The organism is Streptomyces sp. NBC_00162, assembly GCF_024611995.1.
In the GTDB taxonomy this organism is placed as follows: Bacteria; Actinomycetota; Actinomycetes; order Streptomycetales; family Streptomycetaceae; genus Streptomyces.
Genome location: NZ_CP102509.1, coordinates 2,470,318 through 2,488,048 on the forward strand (window position 1 = coordinate 2,470,318; position 17,731 = coordinate 2,488,048).

Consider the following 17,731-nt stretch of genomic DNA (forward strand, 5'->3'; position numbering starts at 1 on the left):
CCTCAGCCGGAGCAGGCCGTGCGCTGCGCGTCCTGCCACTCGCACACGGGGCACAGCACCACGCCCGGGGTCGCGACCCCGTACTCGGTGGGCTTGCCGCACTCCAGGCAGTCGGCGTACGGAGGCCCCGCCACCCGCTCGGCCGGGGCGGCGGGAGCGGGGCAGTACGACGGGGTCTCGTCCGGCTGGTCCATGCGTACGAGCGTACTGGGAGGCGTCCGGAGAACTGCTGCCCAAGTACTGGTAGGAAACTTTCCTTCCTGTTAGTCTCCCGGGCGGCGGCTTGGCGCGGTGCCCGACCAGCGTGGGCATGACGCGCTCAGCGAGAGCTCTGACCCGGCCGCTGTGACGCCGGCTCCTGCCCGCACGCGGGCCGGGGGCGGTGTCCCGCGCCAGAGTCCAGCTCTCGCCGCCCCCAAGGCCAGGGAGTCCAGGTATGCACCTGAACGCTTCCGCTCGACCCCCCTCGCTCCGCTCGTTCCGCCTGTTCCGCGGCGGACTTCACCCACTCCTCCTCGCGGGCACCGCCGTGCTCGTCCTCGTCGCCGGGCTCCTGCTCGCCTGGCCCGAACGGGCCGGGGCCGCCGCCGACCCCCTCATATCGCGCGGGAAGCCGGCCACCGCGTCCTCCGTCGAAACCTCGTCCCTGAGCGCGAAGAACGCCTTCGACGGCGACCCGGCCACCCGCTGGGCCAGCGCCGAGGGCAAAGACCCGCAGTGGATCCGGGTCGACCTCGGCGCCTCCGCCACCGTCTCGCGCGTGAGACTGACCTGGGAGGCGGCCTACGCGAAGGCGTACCGCGTCGAGATGTCCGCCGACGGCGCCTCCTGGACGTCCGTCGCCACCGAGGCCGCGGGCAACGGCGGCGTCGACGACTGGACCGGCCTGTCCGGCAAGGGGCGGTACCTGCGCGTCCACGGAACCGCGCGCGGCACCGCGTACGGCTACTCGCTCTTCGAGGCCGAGGTGTACGGCACCCTCGACGGCGGACCGCCGCCCGGCGGCGCCTTCACGGTGGTCGCGGCCGGTGACATCGCCGCCCAGTGCACGGCCTCCGACAGCGGCTGCGCGCACCCCAAGACCGCCGCGCTCGCCCAGCGGATCGACCCGAAGTTCTATCTGACGATGGGCGACAACCAGTACGACGACGCCCGGATCTCCGACTTCCGCACCTATTACGACAAGAGCTGGGGCGCCTTCAAGGCCAAGACCCGGCCGGTGCCGGGCAACCACGAGACCTACGACCCGGCCGGCTCCCTCGCCGGGTACAAGGCCTACTTCGGAAGCATCGCCTTCCCGCAGGGCAAGAGCTGGTACAGCTACGACGAGGGCAACTGGCACTTCATCGCCCTCGACTCCAACTCCTTCGACCAGGCCGCCCAGACCGACTGGCTCAAGGCCGACCTCGCCGCCAACACCAGGCAGTGCGTCGCCGCCTACTGGCACCACCCGCTGTTCTCGTCCGGCGGGCACGGCAACGACCCGGTCTCCAAGCCCGTCTGGAAGATCCTCTACGCCGCCAAGGCCGACCTCGTCCTGAACGGCCACGACCACCACTACGAGCGGTTCGCCCCGCAGGACGCCGACGGCAGGGCGACCGCCGACGGGATCGTGGAGATCGTCGGCGGGATGGGCGGCGCCGAGCCGTACCCGATCGAACAGGTCCAGCCCAACAGCCAGAAGCGGATCAGCGGTCCCTACGGCGTGGTGAAGCTGGAGTTCTCCGACTCCGGCTACGGATGGACGTACGTCGCCACGGACGGCCAGGTCAAGGACACGAGCCCGAAGTACAGCTGCCACTGATGTACCTGGCCGCCAACGGCCGCCGCCCGGACGCGCCGCCCCGCACCCCAGGGGCCCGGCGGCGCGTCCCCGCCGCCGTCCTCGCGCTCGGCGCGGTCAGCCTGGTCACCGACGTCTCCTCCGAGATGGTCACGGCGGTGCTGCCGCTCTACCTCGTCCTCGGACTCGGCCTCTCCCCCCTCCAATTCGGCTTCCTGGACGGCATGTTCAACGGCGCGACCGCACTCGTGCGGCTGCTCGGCGGACGTCTCGCCGACCGCGGCGGCCGCCACAAGCGCGTCGCGGGGACGGGCTACCTGCTCTCCGCGCTGTCCCGGCTCGGGCTGCTTCTCGCCGGGGGCGCCACCGCCGGGATCGCCGCCGCGCTCGCCGCCGACCGGCTGGGCAAGGGCATCCGCACCGCACCGCGCGACGCCCTGATCTCGCTCAGCGGCCCCCCGGAGGCGCTCGGCCGGTCCTTCGGGGTGCACCGCGCCATGGACACCACGGGCGCCCTCCTCGGGCCGCTCGCCGCGTTCGCCGTGCTGTGGGCCACCGCCGACGCCTACGACGCGGTGTTCGCCGTCAGCTTCTGCGTCGGCCTGCTCGGCGTGCTCCTGCTCGTCGCGTACGTCCCGGCCGGGCCCGCGGCGGCGGCCGGGCCCGCGACTCCCCTCAAGGCCACGGCCCTTCGCGACCCCGCCTTCCGCCGCATCCTGTACGCCGCCGCCCTGCTCGGGGCCGCCACCATCGGCGACGCCTTCCTCTACCTGCTGCTCCTGCGCGGTCTCGACCTGCCGCCCGCCCTGTTCACGCTGCTGCCGCTCGGCGCGGCCGCCGTCTACCTGCTGCTCGCCGTCCCGGCGGGCCGGATCGCCGACCGGTTCGGGCGACGGCCTGCCTTCCTGCTCGGGCACGGCGCCCTGCTCTGCGCGTACGCCGTGCTGCTCGCGCCCGTCTCCTGGCCGACCGTCGTCGCCGTACTGGCCCTCCTGGGGATCTTCTACGCGGGCACCGACGGCGTCCTGATGGCACTCGCCGCTCCCGTGCTGCCCGCGCACGGCCGGGCGGGCGGACTCGCGGTCCTGCAGACCGGCCAGGCCCTGGCCCGGCTCCTCGGCGCCGCCGGGTTCGGGGCGGCGTGGACCTTCTGGGGGCAGCGGCCCGCCCTGTGGGCGGCGGCCCTCGCGCTGGCCGGGGCACTCGCGGCCGCCTGGCGCATCCTGCCCGCCCGCGCCACCTCCCCCGCCACCCTCTCCCCGGAGCCCTCATGAACCTCCGTCACCGGCGGCTCCGTCTCGCCTTGGTCGTCGCCGCCGTACTCCTCCTGGCGGGCGGCTCCCTGGGCTACGTACTCCATGCGAGGAACCGCGACCGGCCGGCCCGACAGGGCGAGGCCAACGCCTCGTTCAGCCTCGCGGAGCCCGGCCTCTACTTCCTGGACCCGGCGACCGGCCGGGTCGCTCGCCAACCCGGCCCCGACGTGCCGCGCGTGACCGGCGGCCCTTCCTGCGACCGCTTCCACGCCGCCGGGGAACACGCCCTGTGCCTGCGCAAGCTGCCCGGCGTCCCGGCCCGCACCGAGGCCCGCGTGCTCGACCGGGGCCTGCGGGAAATCCGCCGGGTGACCGTCCCCGGCATCCCCAACCGGGCCCGCGTCTCCGCCTCGGGGCAGCTCCTGTCCTGGACGACGTTCACGACCGGCGACTCCTACTCCACCTCCGCCTTCTCGACCCGGACCTCGATCCTGGACCTGCGCACCGGCTACCTGATCAAGTCGATGGAGCAGATCCCGCTGACCGTCGACGGGGCCCGGCACCACGATTCCGACGTCAACTACTGGGGAGTGAGCTTCGCCCGCGACGACAACCGCTTCTACGCCACCGTCTCCACCCGGGGCCTCACCCACCTCGTCGAGGGCGACCTGCGGAACTGGTCGGCGAAGGCGCTGCGCACGAACGCCGAATGCCCCTCGCTGTCACCGGACGACAGCCGCATCGCCTTCAAGAAGAAGGTCTCCGACGACCCCCGGGCACCCTGGCGGCTGTACGTCCTGGACCTGGCGACGATGGGGGAACACCCGCTGGCCGAGCCGCACAGCGTCGACGACCAGCCCGCCTGGCTGGACGGCGCGACCGTGGGCTACGGCCTCGGCGGCGACATCCGGTCGGTCCCGGCGGACGGTACGGGAGCGCCCCGGCTCCTCGTCCCGGGCGGCTCGTCACCCGCGTACGTGCGGTGACCGGGCCCCGGCAGTACGCGTGGGCCGGCGCGGGCCGTGGCGCCGGCCCACGCCGGCCGGGTTCAGTGGGCCGCCGTCTCGGTGACCTCGCTCGGGCGGACGATGACGAAGCCCTCGCCGCGCAGCATCAGCTGGACGGCCTCGCCGGAGCCGCCGCGGATCATCGAGCCGACCGACTGGGAACGGTGCAGGCCGGTCTCCAGCTGGGCGCTCCAGCCGACCACCGCGTCCGTGTCCACGTAGACCGGGGCCTGGGCGGTGACCGGGATGATGATCGGGTGGCCCTCGCAGACGACGGCGAGCTTGCCGGTGCCGGTGAAGAGGCTGTTGAAGAGGCCGCCGCCGGTCATCCCGGCGCCCTTCAGCATCTTGATCTCGTAGGACAGGGTCGGGTCGAAGCACAGCACGTTGCGCCCGTTGATGGTCAGCGCGTCGCCGGGCTCGAAGTCGATGATGAAGCAGTTGCCCGCCTGGTGGGCGAACCAGGCCTCGCCCTGGCCCCGTACGGACATCAGCGCCAGGCCCTCGCCCGTGACGGCGCGCTTGAGCATGCCGCCTATGCCCTGCCCCTTGCGCTCGAACTGCAGGTTGCCGCGGAAGGCGACCATCGAGCCCTGACGGGCCAGCATCTCGCCGTTGACGGCGTACTTCACGGACTTGGCGTTCTGCAGGGTCATGCCGGGGGCGACGGCCGCCTGGGCCAGGTTCTCGGACGCGAAAAGATCACTCTTCATGGCGTCGATCCTCGCCCGGCCCGGACCCCCGCGGCATCATCCTGGAGGCGGAGCCTGGCATCCTTGGCGGGATGAGCAGCCAGCACCCGAACGACACCACCGACGTCCCCGCGGTCGGCGCGGACAGCCCCTTCCGGCAGGAGCACGTTCTGCGCGACGAGGCCCCGCAGTTCGTCCTGCCGCTGGTGGTGCGGATCGAGAAGACCGAGCCGCCCGCCCGGACGGACGCCCTGGAGACGGCGGCCCGCGCCGTGCTGGTCATGCTGACCGACGAGCGGTCGCGGGGCGAGGGCGAGTGGGCCGAGGCGGTGCGGGACTGGCAGGACGCGCGGATCCGCAAGGTGGTCCGGCGGGCGCGCGGGGCGGAGTGGCGAAAGGCGCAGACCCTGCCGGGTGTCACGGTGCACGGTGACACCTCGGAGGTACGGGTGTTCCCGCCGGTGCCCCTGGACGGCTGGCCCAAGGAGCTGGCCAAGCTCCAGGTGTCGGGCACCGACCTGGACGACCCGGAGCCGGTCGCCCCGGTCACCGGGCCGGGTCTGCCCGTGCTGTGGTTCAACCCGGCGCTCGACATGTCGGCCGGCAAGGAGATGGCCCAGGCCGGGCACGCGGCGCAGCTGGCGTGGTGGGAGCTGACGGACGCGGAGCGCGCCGCGTGGCAGGACTCCGGTTTCGCGCTGGCCGTACGGACGGCGCCGCGTGAGCGGTGGGCGGAGCTGAGCGGCAGCGGGCTGCCGGTGGTCCGCGACGCCGGTTTCACGGAGATCGCGCCCGGCAGTGCGACGGTGATCGCCGACCACCCGGCACTGCGCGCGCGGCTCTGACGCCCTCCCGGTCCGGGGGACGGTCCGGGGGACGGTCCGGGCAAAGGTCCGAGGAAGGTCCGGGAGGCGTCCCGGGGAACCTCAAATGTTGCTCTGAACGTCTCTCTTCGCGATTGGCGCGACCCCGCCGGGGCCATCACATCGCTACACGGTGCGATTCACTGCGCTGAGAGGGGGCGGGGGACATGAAGCCCATGGCACACCTGGGGGTGGGCATCGGCTGGCGGCCGGAGATCGCGGACGCGGTCGAGCGGCTGCCCGGCCTGGACTGGGTCGAGGTGGTGGCCGAGAACATCTGCCCGGGCCATCTGCCCGAGGCGCTGCTGAGGCTGCGCGAGCGCGGCGTCCGCATGGTGCCGCACGGGGTCTCGCTGGGTCTCGGCGGCTCAGACCGCCCCGACCCGGGGAAGCTGGCGGCGCTCGGGGAGCGGGCGGTGGCGCTGGGGGCGCCCCTCGTCACCGAGCACATCGCCTTCGTCCGTACCTCCTCGCCCGCGCTCGAGGCCGGCCACCTGCTGCCGGTGCCGCGCACCCGCGACGCGCTGGCCGTGCTGTGCGAGAACGTGCGCATCGCACAGGACGCGCTGCCCGTGCCGCTGGCGCTGGAGAACATCGCCGCGCTGTTCTCGTGGACGGGCGAGGAGCTGACGGAGGGGCAGTTCCTGACGGAGCTGGTCGAGCGGACCGGCGTACGGCTGCTCATCGACGTGGCCAACCTGCACACCAACCGGGTCAACCGGGGTGAGGACCCGGCCGCCGTGCTGGACGCGATCCCGCTGGAGGCGCTGGCGTACGTGCACGTGGCGGGCGGTGTCGAACGGGGCGGTGTCTGGCACGACACCCACGCGCACCCGGTGCCGCCGGTGGTGCTCGAGCTGCTGGCCGGGCTCCGCTCCCGGGTGGACCCGCCGGGCGTCCTGCTGGAGCGGGACGACGACTTCCCGCCGGAGCCGGAGCTGGCCGCCGAGCTGGCCGCGATCCGCGCCGTGGTGACGGCCGGGCCTGCCGTACCGGCGGACCCCCGGCCCGCGTGCGAGGCGGACACCCGGCCGGCGCCGCCCGACGAAGCCACCCGCACCCGGGTGGGGCTCGGGCAGGCCGCACTGCTGTCGGCCCTGGTGGCCGGTACGCCGGTCCCCGAGGGGTTCGACCGGCAGCGGATCCGGGTGCAGTCCCGGGCGCTGGCCGCCAAGCGGGCCGGGGTCGTGGCCCGGCTGGCTCCCGAACTGCCCGCATTCCTGGGCGGCGAGGAGCCGTACCGCACGGCCTTCCTCGCCTACGCCAAGGGCCGCCCGATGACCGCCGGCTACCGCCGGGACGCGCTGGACTTCGCCGAGCACCTGCTGATCCAGGACCTGCCGGCCGACCCGGCCGCCCGGCGCCGGCTGACCGCGTGGTGGCGGGACCGGGCCGGGGCGCGGCCGCCCCGCCGGGTCGGGCGCTGGGCCCGGGCGCTCGTGGGGAGGGCGGCATGAACCTGCTCGCCCTGGCGATCTGGATCGCCGTCGCCACGTCCAGCGGCCTGCTGCTCCTCGGCCTGTACCGGGCCCGGCCCCGGTCGGCCGGGCCGGCGCCGGTCCTCCACGACCTGTCCGAGGCCGCGTTCATGGCGGGCGGGCCCGGCGCCGTCGTGGACACCGCCCTCGTCTCGATGCTGGGGGACGGCCGGCTGATGGTCGGTGGCCCGGGCATCGTCCACGTACGCCCCGGGGCGCGGGCGGGCGACCCCGCCGAGCGCGCCGTCCTGCAGGCCCACCGCGGTGCGCCCTCGGGATGGCTCTACCAGGTGCGGTACGCCGCCATGCTCGACCCGGCCGTCCAGGAGACCGGGGACGCTCTGGCGGCCCGCGGGCTGATCTCGCCGCCCGGCTGGGGGCGGACCTGGCGGCGCTGGGGCCTGATCCAGGCCACCGTGTGCGGACTGCTGGTGCCGGTGTCGCTGCCGCTGACCTTCGTCGCGTTCGTCATGGACCCCGACGGGCAGGTGCCGTTCATCGTCAAGGTGCTTCCCGTACTGCTAGGCGGAATCCTAGTGGGGGCGCTGGGCGCCGCGGCGGCCGGGCGGCGGATCACCCCGGCGGGGCGGCGGGCGCTGCGCGAGATCCGCTCCCACTACGTGAACGACCGGACCCCGCACGTGCAGACCGCGCTGTTCGGGCTGCGCGGCCTGCGGGATCCGTTCCTGCGCGGGCAGCTGGTGCCCGCCGCGCGCGGCACCCGGCTGGCCGCGGCCCAGTCGGGGTCCCGTCCCGCGCACCGCTCCGACTCCTCGTCCTGGTCCTCCGCCGAGATCCTGCCGGTGCTGTGGTGCGCCGGGAGCGACGGCGGCGGGAGCGGGGGCGGATCGGGGTCCGGCTGCGGCTCGGGGTCCTCCTGCGGGAGCTCCGGTGGGAGCTCGGGTGGCGGCTGCGGAAGCGGCAGTTCGAGCTGTTCCAGCGGGAGTTCCAGCAGTTCCAGCTGTAGCAGTTCGTCCGGTTCCAGCTGTTCCAGCAGTTCCTGACGGCGGTCGCCGTTCCCGGGCGGCGGGCGGCGCCGGGGTGCGGCAACCGGGGGTGGATCCCACGGCAACGGGGCCATTGAGGGCGACACCGCCCGGTGTTCCTTTACTTACGTGCGGCGCCCTGGTCGTCTCATCGGACCATCCGCAAGAAGGGGCCGCCATGCGGACGACGCCCGCACGCCACGCAGCCGCCGCGGCGGCCCTCACTCTCGCCCTGTGCACGGCCGCCGCTGTCACCGCCGCCCCGGCGGCAGCGGCCGCCGCCCCGGATGCCGAATCGGCCGGCGCCGACCTCGCCGCCCGCCGTGCCGCCTCCACCGGACTCGCCTTCCGGGCCTGTCCGGCTGTGGAGGCACTGCCCGACCCCGTGCGCTGCGCGACCCTGCGCGTCCCACTCGACTACGCCCGCCCCGGCGGCCCGCAGATCGCCCTCACCGTCAGCCGGGTACCGGCGAGCCGCGCCGGCGGCGCCGCCCGCCAGGGCGCGCTCGTCCACAACCCCGGCGGCCCCGGCGCCTCCGGCATGTACTTCCCGCTGCTCGCCGGACTCCCCGCGTGGCAGCGGATCGCCGCCGCCTACGACCTCGTGGGCTACGCGCCGCGCGGCGTCGGCCGCTCCGCCCCGCTGTCCTGCCAGGACCCGGCCGCCCGCACCGCGGGCCCCACCCAGGTCCCGGTCCGCCCCTCCCCCGCGTACAAGGAGCAGCGCCGCGCCGCCGCCCGGGCGTACGCCCGCGGCTGCGCCGAGCGGGCCGGCGCGGCCCTGCCGTACTACACGACGCTGAACAACGTCCGCGATCTGCACGTGCTGCGCGCCGCGCTCGGCGAGGAGAAGCTGACCTTCGCGGGCGCCTCGTACGGCACCTACCTGGGCGCGGTCTACGCCACCCTCCACCCGGGCCACGTCCGCCGCATGGTCCTCGACTCGGCGGTCAACCCCGATCCGGCCCGCGTCTGGTACCGCAACAACCTCGACCAGGCACCCGGGTTCGAGCGGCGCTGGCTCGACTTCCGCGCCTGGGTCGCCCGCCACCACGCCGCGTACGGCCTCGGCAGCACCCCGGCGGCCGTGCAGGCGAGCTACGAACGGGTCCGGGACGCGGTGGCCCGTACCCCGGCGGGCGGCAACATCGGCACCGGTGAGCTGCACGCGGCGTACCTCGAGACCGCCTACCGCGACGAGGTCTGGCCGGAGCGGGCGGCGGCCCTGGCCGCCTTCCTGCGCGGTGATCCCGACCCGCTGACCGGCCAGGCGGCCCCGGATCCGGCCGCGGCCGGCGAGGCCGAGAACGCGACGGCCGTGTACACGGCGGTGCTGTGCAACGACGCCTCCTGGCCCGCGGACTGGGCGACCTGGGACCGCGACCACACCGAGCTGGCCCGCACGGCGCCCTTCGAGACCTGGTCCAACGCCTTCCTGAACCTGCCGTGCGCCTCGTGGCCGGTGCGGGCCCGGCAGCGGCCGGTGGCGGTCGGCACCCGGTCGGCCCGGCTGCCCCGGCTCCCCCGCACGCTGATCGTCGCGGCGGAACGGGACGGGGCGACTCCGTACCCGGGCGCGCTGGAGCTCCAGCGGCGGCTCGGCACCGAGGCGGCGCTGGTGACGGAGAAGGGGGCCGGCACCCACGGAGTCTTCGGCGGACGCAATGACTGCGTGGACCGTCACGTGGAGCGGTATCTGCTGACAGGTGACACCTCGGGGTGGCGTGTCACGTGTGCGCCGCATCCGGAGCCCGCACCGGTGTCGCTGGACGACCGGGCAGCACGTGCCCAGGGGGCAGTGCTGCCGCCAGTCGTCTGAACTTCCGGGCGGGATCTCCGGCTGCGTCGTTTCGGGGGCAGGGCCTCCCGATCCGCCGGAAGCCACTCTTGTGTCACGAGTGATCCTCCGGCCCTTCCCCCCAGGGGAGGTATCAGGCGAGCCCGGCCACCAGATCGGCGACGGACTTGCGGCGTCCGGTGTAGAAGGGCACCTCTTCACGGACGTGCATACGGGCCTCGGAGGCACGCAGGTGACGCATGAGGTCGACGATGCGGTAGAGCTCGTCGGCCTCGAAGGCCAGCAGCCACTCGTAGTCGCCCAGGGAGAACGAGGCGACGGTGTTGGCGCGCACGTCCGGGTAACCGCGGGCCATCTTGCCGTGGTCGGCGAGCATACGGCGACGGTCCTCGTCGGGCAGCAGGTACCAGTCGTAACTGCGCACGAAGGGGTACACGCTGACGTAGTCGCGGGCGGTCTCGTCGGCCAGGAAGGCCGGGATGTGCGACTTGTTGAACTCGGCCGGGCGGTGCAGGGCCATGTTCGACCAGACCGGCTCCAAGGCGCGGCCCAGCTTGGTGCGGCGGAACAGGTTGTACGCGGTCTGCAGCTCGTCCGCGGTCTCCGCGTGCCACCAGATCATGACGTCCGCGTCGGCGCGCAGGCCGGAGACGTCATAGGTGCCGCGGACGGTGATGTCCTTGGCTGCCAGCTGGTCGAACAGCTCCTGGACCTCGTCGGCGAAGCCGGCGCGGTCCTCCGGGAGGACGTCCTTCAGCTTGAAGACGGACCACAGGGTGTAGCGGATGACCTCGTTGAGGTCCTTCGCCTTCTTCCCCGCGTTGGGAATCTTCTCTGGTGCAGTCATGTGCCTATTGTCCCGTGTGCTGATCAGTGGTCTGCGCCAGGGGTGCCGAACCCGCACCGAAGGCGGCGATCACCGCGTCCGCCGCCTTGCCCGCGCTGGCGATGCACGCCGGAATGCCCACGCCGTCGTAGAGCGCCCCGCAGACCGCGAGGCCGGGCAGGGCCGCGACGGCCGTGCGGATCCCGGCCACCCGGCCGAGGTGGCCGACCGGGTACTGGGGCAGCCCGCCCTCCCATCGGGTGACGGTGGAGGCCACCGGCCGGGCCGCGAGGCCCACGGCCGCGCCGAGGTCGGTGAGCGAGACGTCGACCAGTTCGGCGTCCTCGCGCCCCAGGTCCTTCTCGTCGCCGTGCCGGCCGACGGAGGTGCGCAGCAGGAAGAGCTCCGGATCGGCCCCGGCCCAGGCCCACTTGTTGCTGGAGAAGGTGGAGGCCTTGATGGTCCGCCCGTCGACGGGCGGTACGAGGAACCCGCTCGCGCCGCCCTCGGCGATGGCGGCGGGCAGGTCGGAGCGGCGGAAGGCCATGGTGACCAGGGCCATGGAGGCGTACTCGACCCCGCGCAGCTCGGCCGCGGCGGCCGGCGCGAGCCCGTCGAGCAGCCGGGCGGCGGGGCCGGCGGGGGTCGCCAGGATCACGCCGTCGGCCTCGATGACCTCCGCGTCGGCGACGACCCGCCAGCCCTCAGGGGTACGGACGACCTCGCGGACGGGGGTTCCGGTGGCGATCCTGGCCCCGGCCGCGCGGCAGGCCTCGGCCACGGCGGCCGGGAGCCGTCCGATCCCGCCGTCGATGCCGGCGAAGACCGGACCGGCCGGCTGGGGCTGCGCCTCCGCGCGGTGCTGCAGTTCCCGTACCCCGTCGCCCAGCAGTGTGTGCGTACGGGCGGCCTCGAAGAGCTGGGGCACGGCGGCCCGCATCGAGATGCGGTAGGCGTTGCCCGCGTACACCCCGCCGAGCAGCGGTTCCACGAGCCGGTCGACGACCTCGCGGCCCAGCCGGGCGGCGACGTACTCGCCGACGGCGACGTCCTCGCCGAGCTCGGCGGGCGGCAGCGTGCGCTCGGCCTCGATCCGGGCGAGGCCCTCCGGGGAGAGCACCCCCGAGGCGGCGAGCGGCCGCAGGTCGCCGGGAACCCCCATGACGTGCCCGCGCGGCATCGGCCGCAGCGCGCCGCGGGTCCACAGGTGGGCGGTGGCGGTGGCGGGCGGCTGGAGGGCCGCGCCGAGGCCCACGGCCCGGGCGAGGTCCACGGCCTCGGGGCGGCGGGCGAGCACGGATTCGGCGCCGAGGTCGACGGGGACGCCGGCGAGCTCACCGGCGCGCAGCTTGCCGCCGAGCAGCGGGCCGGCTTCCAGCAGGGTGACGCGCACGCCCGCGGTGAGCAGCCTGTGGGCCGCCGCGAGCCCCGCGATGCCGCCGCCGATGACGACCACGTGCCGGGTCCGGCCGGGGCGATCCGTACGCATGTCCGCTTCGTGCATGGACACATCGTCTCAGACCGATCACCGGCCGGGCACCGAGGCCGGACCGTGACCGCATCGGGATCGGCCCGGGACCGCCGAAGTGAAACCCGCGACGGGACTCTTTACGTCGAAACGGCAACACCAGCCGAAACTCGGGGGTTTGACACGATGCGCACTCCGCACAGACAGCGCTCCGCGGCGGCCCTGGCCGCCCTGTCCCTGGCCGGAGCCCTCGTGCTCACAGGCTGCGGCGCCGACGGGAGCCGGGACAGCGCGAGCGACAAGGCGGCGGTCGCGCCCGCCCAGGGCAACAAGGCTCCGGAGGGTGCGAAGGGAGCGGCGGCGTCCGGTGCCGGCTCCGCCGACAAGAACGGGCAGCAGCCGGTCGCCGTCCGGCCCAACGTCATCCGTACGGCAACGCTGGGCATCGAGACGGAGGACGTCCAGAAGACCCTGGCCGCGGCGCGCACCGCGGCCGACGGGGCGGGCGGCTACGTCGGCAACGAGTCGACCAAACGCGGCGGGGACGGCCGGATGACCTCGACGCTCACCCTGCGGGTGCCGGGCGAGCGCTACGACGCGGTGCTCAGCGCCATGGAGGGCAGCGGCAAGCTCCTGCACCGCAAGGTCGACGCGCAGGACGTCACCGAGAAGGTCGCCGACATCGGCAGCCGGGTGGCGTCGCAGCAGGCCAGCGTGGCCCGGGTGCGGGAGATGATGGGCAAGGCCTCGGCGCTCAGCGAGGTGGTGATGCTCGAGAGCGAGCTGAGCCGCCGCCAGTCGGACCTGGAGTCGCTGCTGGCCCAGCAGACGGCGCTGAAGGACCAGACCTCGCTGGGCACGATCACGCTGGAGGTCTCGGAGCCGGCCGCGAAGCCGGTGGCGGAGGAGAAGAAGAAGGAGAAGGACCCCACCTTCCTGGGCGCCCTGCGCGGCGGCTGGGAGGTCTTCACGAAGATCGTGCGCTACCTGACGGTGGCGGTCGGCGCGCTGCTGCCGTTCGCGCTGACGGCCGCGCTGGTGGCGCTGGGGTTCCGGCTGTACCGGAGGTTCCGCCCGGCGAAGCCGAAGACGGGTCTGGTCCCGAAGAGGGTCGCGGTCCCGGCGGCCCGGCCGGCGCCTTCGACGTCGCCTTCGCCTTCGGATGGCGCCGCGGAGGCCGACGTACAGGACTGAACGCGCGTTCGGCCGTAGCGTGTTCACCATCTGACGGCGGTGAAGGGCGGTACGGACGATGGCGGCGGAACGACTGGTGGTGGTCGGCGGTGACGCGGCGGGCATGTCCGCCGCGTCACAGGCCCGGCGGCTCAAGGGCGCGGCGGAGCTGGAGATCGTCGCGTTCGAGCGCGGGCACTTCACCTCGTACTCGGCGTGCGGGATCCCGTACTGGGTCGGCGGCCGGGTCCCCGAGCGGGACGACCTGATCGCCCGCACCCCGGAGCAGCACCGGGCCCGGGACATCGACCTGCGCACCCGCACGGAGGTCGTGGAACTCGACCTCCCGGGATCGCGGGTCCGCGCCCGAGATCTGGACACGGGATCCGAATCCTGGACGGCTTACGACAAGCTCGTCCTGGCGACGGGCGCCCGCCCGGTCCGGCCCCGGCTTCCGGGCATCGGCGCGCACGGGGTCCACGGCATCCAGACCCTGGACGACGGCCAGCGCCTGATGGACACACTGGAGCGGACCGAGGGCCGCCGGGCGGTCGTGGTCGGCGCGGGCTACATCGGCGTGGAGATGGCCGAGGCCCTGGTCGGGCGGGGGTACGAGGTCACCGTCCTGCACCGCGGCGCGCAGCCGATGGCCACGCTGGACCCGGACATGGGCGGCCTGGTGCACAGCGCGATGAACCGGATGGGGATCCGTACGGTCTCGCGCGCCGAGGCGACGAAGATCCTCACCGACGAGGAGGGCCGGGTCCGCGCGGTGGCCACCGCGGGCGGCGAAGAGTACCCGGCGGACGTGGTCGTGCTCGGCATCGGCGTGGAGCCCCGTACGGCCCTGGCCCGCGCCGCCGGCCTCCCGCTCGGCCCCTCGGGCGGCATCCTCACGGACCTCTCGATGCGGGTCCGCGGCTACGAGAACATCTGGTCGGGCGGCGACTGCGTGGAGGTCCTGGACCTGGTCGCGGGCCGCACCCGGCACATCCCGCTGGGCACGCACGCCAACAAGCACGGCCAGGTCATCGGCTCGGGCGTGGGCGGCGGCTACGCGACCTTCCCCGGAGTGGTCGGCACGGCGGTCAGCAAGGTCTGCGAGCTGGAGATCGCCCGTACGGGCCTGCGCGAGCGGGACGCGCTGGAGGCGGGCCTGCGCTTCGTGACGGCCACCATCACCTCCACCACCACCGCGGGCTACTACCCGGGCGCGGCGGAGATGACGGTGAAGATGCTGGCGGAGCGCCGCACGGGCCGCCTCCTCGGCGTCCAGATCGTCGGCGGTGCGGGCTCGGCGAAGCGGGTGGACATCGCGGCGGTCGCCCTCACGGCGGGCATGACGGTGGAACAGGTGGTCTCCCTGGACCTGGGCTACGCCCCGCCCTTCTCCCCGGTCTGGGACCCCATCCTGGTGGCGGCCCGCAAGGCGGTCTCGGCGGTCCGCTCGGCGGGGGTCTGACCTCCTTACCCGTTCGGACGCGTGTCGGTTGCCCGGTGGCCCTGCCGCCGATGTCATGGCAGCGGGGCCCGTCGGCACGGCGCGGGGCCCGTCTTCTGCGTACGGAAGGGACCCGCGATGCGCGGTACCGGCGTGGGCGTGGCGGCTGGAGCCCTGCTGGCACTGCTGTCGGCGGCCGGTGTGGCGTCGGCAGGCGGTCCGGGCGGCGGTGGCGAAGCCCTCCTGCTGCGCTGGCAGCCGTGCACGCGGCCGGCGCAGGCGGCGCAGGGGGGCTTCGAGTGCGCGGTGGCGAAGGTGCCGCTGGACCACGCCGCCCCGTCGGGCCGGACGATCGACCTGGCGCTGATCCGGCACGGGGCGGCCGAGCCCGGGCGGCGCGCCGGGTCGCTGTTCTTCAACCCCGGCGGGCCCGGTGGCCCCGGGACCCTCGGACTGCCCGAGCTGTACGGCAAGTTCCCGCAGGAGCTGAAGGACCGTTTCGACATCGTCAGCTGGGACCCGCGCGGCGTCGGGGAGAGCACGGCGGTGCGCTGCTTCGACACCGCCGGCGAGGCCTCGGCCTGGCACGAACACGTCCCGCCGTTCCCGGTGGGCAGGGAGGAGCAGCGGGCGTTCACCGCCGCGTACGCCGACCTCGCGAAGCGCTGCGAGCGGCGGGATCCGCAGCTGCTGCGCCACATCTCGACCGCCGACACCGCGCGTGACCTGGACCTGCTCCGCCGGGCGGTGGGGGAGGAACGGCTGCGCTACTGGGGCATCTCGTACGGCACCCTGCTCGGCGCGACGTACGCGAACCTGTTCCCCGACCGGGTCGGGCGGCTCGTGGTCGACGGCAATGTCGACCCGCGGGCGTGGATGAACGGCGGCGCGGGCGGCGAGCCCGAGCCGAACACCTTCCTGCGCCTCGGCTCGCACCTCGGCTCCGCCGACACGCTCACGCAGTTCCTCGACCACTGCGGCCGCGCGCCGGTGTCCGGCTGCCCCTTCTCCGCAGGGAGCCCGGCGGCGACCCGGGCCAAGTACGACACCCTGCTGGCGCGCCTCGCCGAGCGGCCGGTCAGACGCTGGACGTACGCCCGCGCGGTGAGCGAGGTCCGCGGCGACCTGTACACCGTGCACCCGGGCTGGAACGGGACCGCCGACACCCTTCAGTCGCTGTGGGAGGGCCGGGCCCCCGACGAATCCCCGACGCCGTCCGGGCCCGCCCGCTATCCCGGGTTCGAGCAGTCGCTCGCGGTCATGTGCGCGGAAAGCCCCAACCCCGCTTCCCCCGGGCGCGACGCCGAGCTGGAGAAGCGGGCCGTGCGGCAGGCCGGGGCGCTCGGCCGGTGGTGGGCGTGGGCGAACGAGCCCTGCACGGCGTGGCCGGCCCGGGCCGCCGACCCGTACGCGGGTCCGTGGAACCGGACCACCGCGCACCCCGTACTGGTGGTCAACACGGTGCACGACCCGTCCACCCCGTACCGCGCCGGGCAGGCGATGGCCGCGGAGCTCGCCCGGGCCCGGCTGCTGACGCTCGACGGCTACGGGCACACCGCGCTGGACAACCCGAGCGCCTGTGTGAAGCGCCATGTGGTCCGGTACGTCCTGACCGGGGCGCTGCCGCCGCAGGGGGCGCGGTGCGGGCAGGACACCCCGCCGTTCACGACCGTGCGGGAGCCGAAGTCGCAGGCCGCGTCACCCCGTCCGGCCGAGGCGGCCGGACGCAAGGCGCCACCGTTCACGTCCTGGCCGCTACGACCCGGCTGGACCAGGACCGTGGTGCCGGCCGCGGATGACCAGCCGATCCGGACCTGGCCACCGGCCTGGCGGCCGGACCGGACCGGCTGATGTCACCCTTTGGATCTTGCCCGGCTCAGCGGGCCGTTGCTCAGCGGGCCGTCTTGGTGTGGACGTAGTCCACCAGGCGGGTCAGGGCGTCCGGGTCCGTCGTCGGCAGGACGCCGTGGCCCAGGTTGAAGACGTGACCCTCCAGGCCGGCGGCGGCGGAGAGGACCTCGTCCGTCTTGGCCTCGACGGCCTCGGTGGTGGAGAAGAGCACCGCGGGGTCCAGGTTGCCCTGGAGGGCCTTGCCCGGGCCGACCCGGCGCACGGCCTCGTCCAGCGGGACCCGGTAGTCGACGCCCATGACGTCCGCGCCGGCCTCACCCATCAGGCCGAGGAGCTCGCCCGTGCCCACGCCGAAGTGGATCCGCGGGACTCCGTAGGAGGCGACGGACTCCAGGACCTTCGCGGACGCGGGCATCACCGAGCGGCGGTAGTCCGCCGGGGGGAGCGCGCCGACCCAGGAGTCGAAGAGCTGGACGGCGGAGGCGCCGGCCTCGATCTGGACCTTCAGGAAGGCGGAGGTGATCTCCGCGAGGCGGTCCAGCAGGTCCGCCCACAGCTCCGGGTCCCCGTACATCAGGGCCTTGGTGTGCTCGTGGTTCTTCGAGGGACCGCCCTCGACCAGGTAGCTCGCGAGGGTGAAAGGCGCGCCCGCGAATCCGATCAACGGCGTGGCGCCCAGTTCACCCGTGAGCATGCCGATCGCCTCGGTGACGTACGAGACGTCCTCAGGGGTGAGGTCGCGCAGCTGTGCGAGGTCCTCGCGGCGGCGGATCGGCTGGGCGACGACCGGGCCGACGCCCGGCTTGATGTCCAGGTCGACGCCGATGGCCTTCAGCGGGACGACGATGTCGGAGAAGAAGATCGCCGCGTCCACCTTGTGGCGGCGCACCGGCTGGAGCGTGATCTCGGTGACCAGGTCGGGCCGCATGCACGACTCCAGCATCTGGGTCCCCTCGCGCACCTTGCGGTACTCGGGGAGCGAGCGCCCGGCCTGCCGCATGAACCACACCGGGGTGTGCGGCACCGGCTCGCGCCGGCACGCCTTCAGGAAGGCGGAATCGTACGTCTGACTCGGCTGGCCCTTGGGGGTCTCGTTGGCGCTCACGACC

15 protein-coding genes are annotated in these 17,731 nt (G+C 74.2%); 10 read left to right on the plus strand and 5 right to left on the minus strand.

The window, feature by feature from the left end; translation table 11 throughout:
* Window positions 1–2: 2 nt before the first annotated feature.
* The gene (locus tag JIW86_RS11720; protein WP_257553703.1) at window positions 3–194 is read right to left on the minus strand and encodes a hypothetical protein; all 192 of its coding nucleotides are present in this window, start codon (window positions 192–194) and stop codon (window positions 3–5) included.
* A 242-nt stretch (window positions 195–436) separates the two neighbouring features.
* On the opposite strand from JIW86_RS11720, the gene JIW86_RS11725 reads away from it, so the two are divergent.
* The 3 genes from JIW86_RS11725 to JIW86_RS11735 are packed head-to-tail and all read left to right on the plus strand — an operon-like array spanning window position 437 to window position 4,025.
* Window positions 437–1,804, plus strand: coding sequence for a discoidin domain-containing protein (locus tag JIW86_RS11725; RefSeq protein WP_257553704.1), 1,368 nt, complete (start codon window positions 437–439; stop codon window positions 1,802–1,804).
* On the plus strand, window positions 1,804–3,057 hold the full coding sequence (locus JIW86_RS11730; RefSeq protein WP_257553705.1) for an MFS transporter: 1,254 nt from the start codon (window positions 1,804–1,806) through the stop codon (window positions 3,055–3,057). The genes JIW86_RS11725 and JIW86_RS11730 overlap by 1 nt, the downstream gene beginning before the upstream one ends.
* On the plus strand, window positions 3,054–4,025 hold the full coding sequence (locus tag JIW86_RS11735; protein ID WP_257553706.1) for a TolB family protein: 972 nt from the start codon (window positions 3,054–3,056) through the stop codon (window positions 4,023–4,025). Before JIW86_RS11730 ends, JIW86_RS11735 begins: the two co-directional genes overlap by 4 nt.
* A gap of 62 nt (window positions 4,026–4,087) precedes the next feature.
* Here the strand turns inward: JIW86_RS11735 and JIW86_RS11740 are convergent, their stop codons facing one another.
* The gene (locus JIW86_RS11740; RefSeq protein WP_215142958.1) at window positions 4,088–4,759 is read right to left on the minus strand and encodes an AIM24 family protein; all 672 of its coding nucleotides are present in this window, start codon (window positions 4,757–4,759) and stop codon (window positions 4,088–4,090) included.
* Between the two features lie 71 nt (window positions 4,760–4,830).
* Between JIW86_RS11740 and JIW86_RS11745 the strand changes: the two genes are divergently transcribed.
* From JIW86_RS11745 to JIW86_RS11760, 4 genes are all read left to right on the plus strand, one after another.
* Entirely contained in the window at window positions 4,831–5,583 is a 753-nt protein-coding gene (locus JIW86_RS11745) for an aminoacyl-tRNA hydrolase (protein WP_257553707.1), read from the plus strand.
* A gap of 194 nt (window positions 5,584–5,777) precedes the next feature.
* Window positions 5,778–7,058 carry a DUF692 domain-containing protein gene (locus tag JIW86_RS11750; protein WP_257559292.1) on the plus strand — a complete coding sequence of 427 codons (1,281 nt, stop codon included), beginning with the start codon at window positions 5,778–5,780 and terminating at the stop codon, window positions 7,056–7,058.
* A complete protein-coding gene (locus JIW86_RS11755; RefSeq protein ID WP_257553708.1) occupies window positions 7,055–8,083 on the plus strand; it encodes a TIGR04222 domain-containing membrane protein in 1,029 nt (342 codons plus the stop codon). The genes JIW86_RS11750 and JIW86_RS11755 overlap by 4 nt, the downstream gene beginning before the upstream one ends.
* Window positions 8,084–8,243: 160 nt before the next feature.
* Window positions 8,244–9,884 carry an alpha/beta hydrolase gene (locus tag JIW86_RS11760; RefSeq protein ID WP_257553709.1) on the plus strand — a complete coding sequence of 547 codons (1,641 nt, stop codon included), beginning with the start codon at window positions 8,244–8,246 and terminating at the stop codon, window positions 9,882–9,884.
* 112 nt (window positions 9,885–9,996) lie between these two features.
* Here JIW86_RS11760 and hemQ read toward each other — a convergent pair whose 3' ends face one another.
* Both hemQ and hemG read right to left on the minus strand, forming a co-directional pair.
* Window positions 9,997–10,710: a hydrogen peroxide-dependent heme synthase gene (gene hemQ / locus JIW86_RS11765; protein ID WP_215142966.1), complete on the minus strand. Its 714-nt coding sequence runs from the start codon at window positions 10,708–10,710 to the stop codon at window positions 9,997–9,999.
* A gap of 4 nt (window positions 10,711–10,714) precedes the next feature.
* Window positions 10,715–12,193, minus strand: coding sequence for a protoporphyrinogen oxidase (hemG, locus tag JIW86_RS11770; protein ID WP_263862062.1), 1,479 nt, complete (start codon window positions 12,191–12,193; stop codon window positions 10,715–10,717).
* 150 nt (window positions 12,194–12,343) lie between these two features.
* Between hemG and JIW86_RS11780 the strand changes: the two genes are divergently transcribed.
* From JIW86_RS11780 to JIW86_RS11790, 3 genes are all read left to right on the plus strand, one after another.
* Entirely contained in the window at window positions 12,344–13,351 is a 1,008-nt protein-coding gene (locus tag JIW86_RS11780; RefSeq protein ID WP_257553710.1) for a DUF4349 domain-containing protein, read from the plus strand.
* 58 nt (window positions 13,352–13,409) lie between these two features.
* The gene (locus JIW86_RS11785; protein ID WP_257553711.1) at window positions 13,410–14,792 is read left to right on the plus strand and encodes an FAD-dependent oxidoreductase; all 1,383 of its coding nucleotides are present in this window, start codon (window positions 13,410–13,412) and stop codon (window positions 14,790–14,792) included.
* Between the two features lie 117 nt (window positions 14,793–14,909).
* On the plus strand, window positions 14,910–16,622 hold the full coding sequence (locus JIW86_RS11790) for an alpha/beta hydrolase (RefSeq protein WP_257553712.1): 1,713 nt from the start codon (window positions 14,910–14,912) through the stop codon (window positions 16,620–16,622).
* A gap of 40 nt (window positions 16,623–16,662) precedes the next feature.
* Here JIW86_RS11790 and hemE read toward each other — a convergent pair whose 3' ends face one another.
* A complete protein-coding gene (gene hemE / locus JIW86_RS11795) occupies window positions 16,663–17,727 on the minus strand; it encodes a uroporphyrinogen decarboxylase (protein ID WP_257553713.1) in 1,065 nt (354 codons plus the stop codon).
* Window positions 17,728–17,731: the final 4 nt, after the last annotated feature.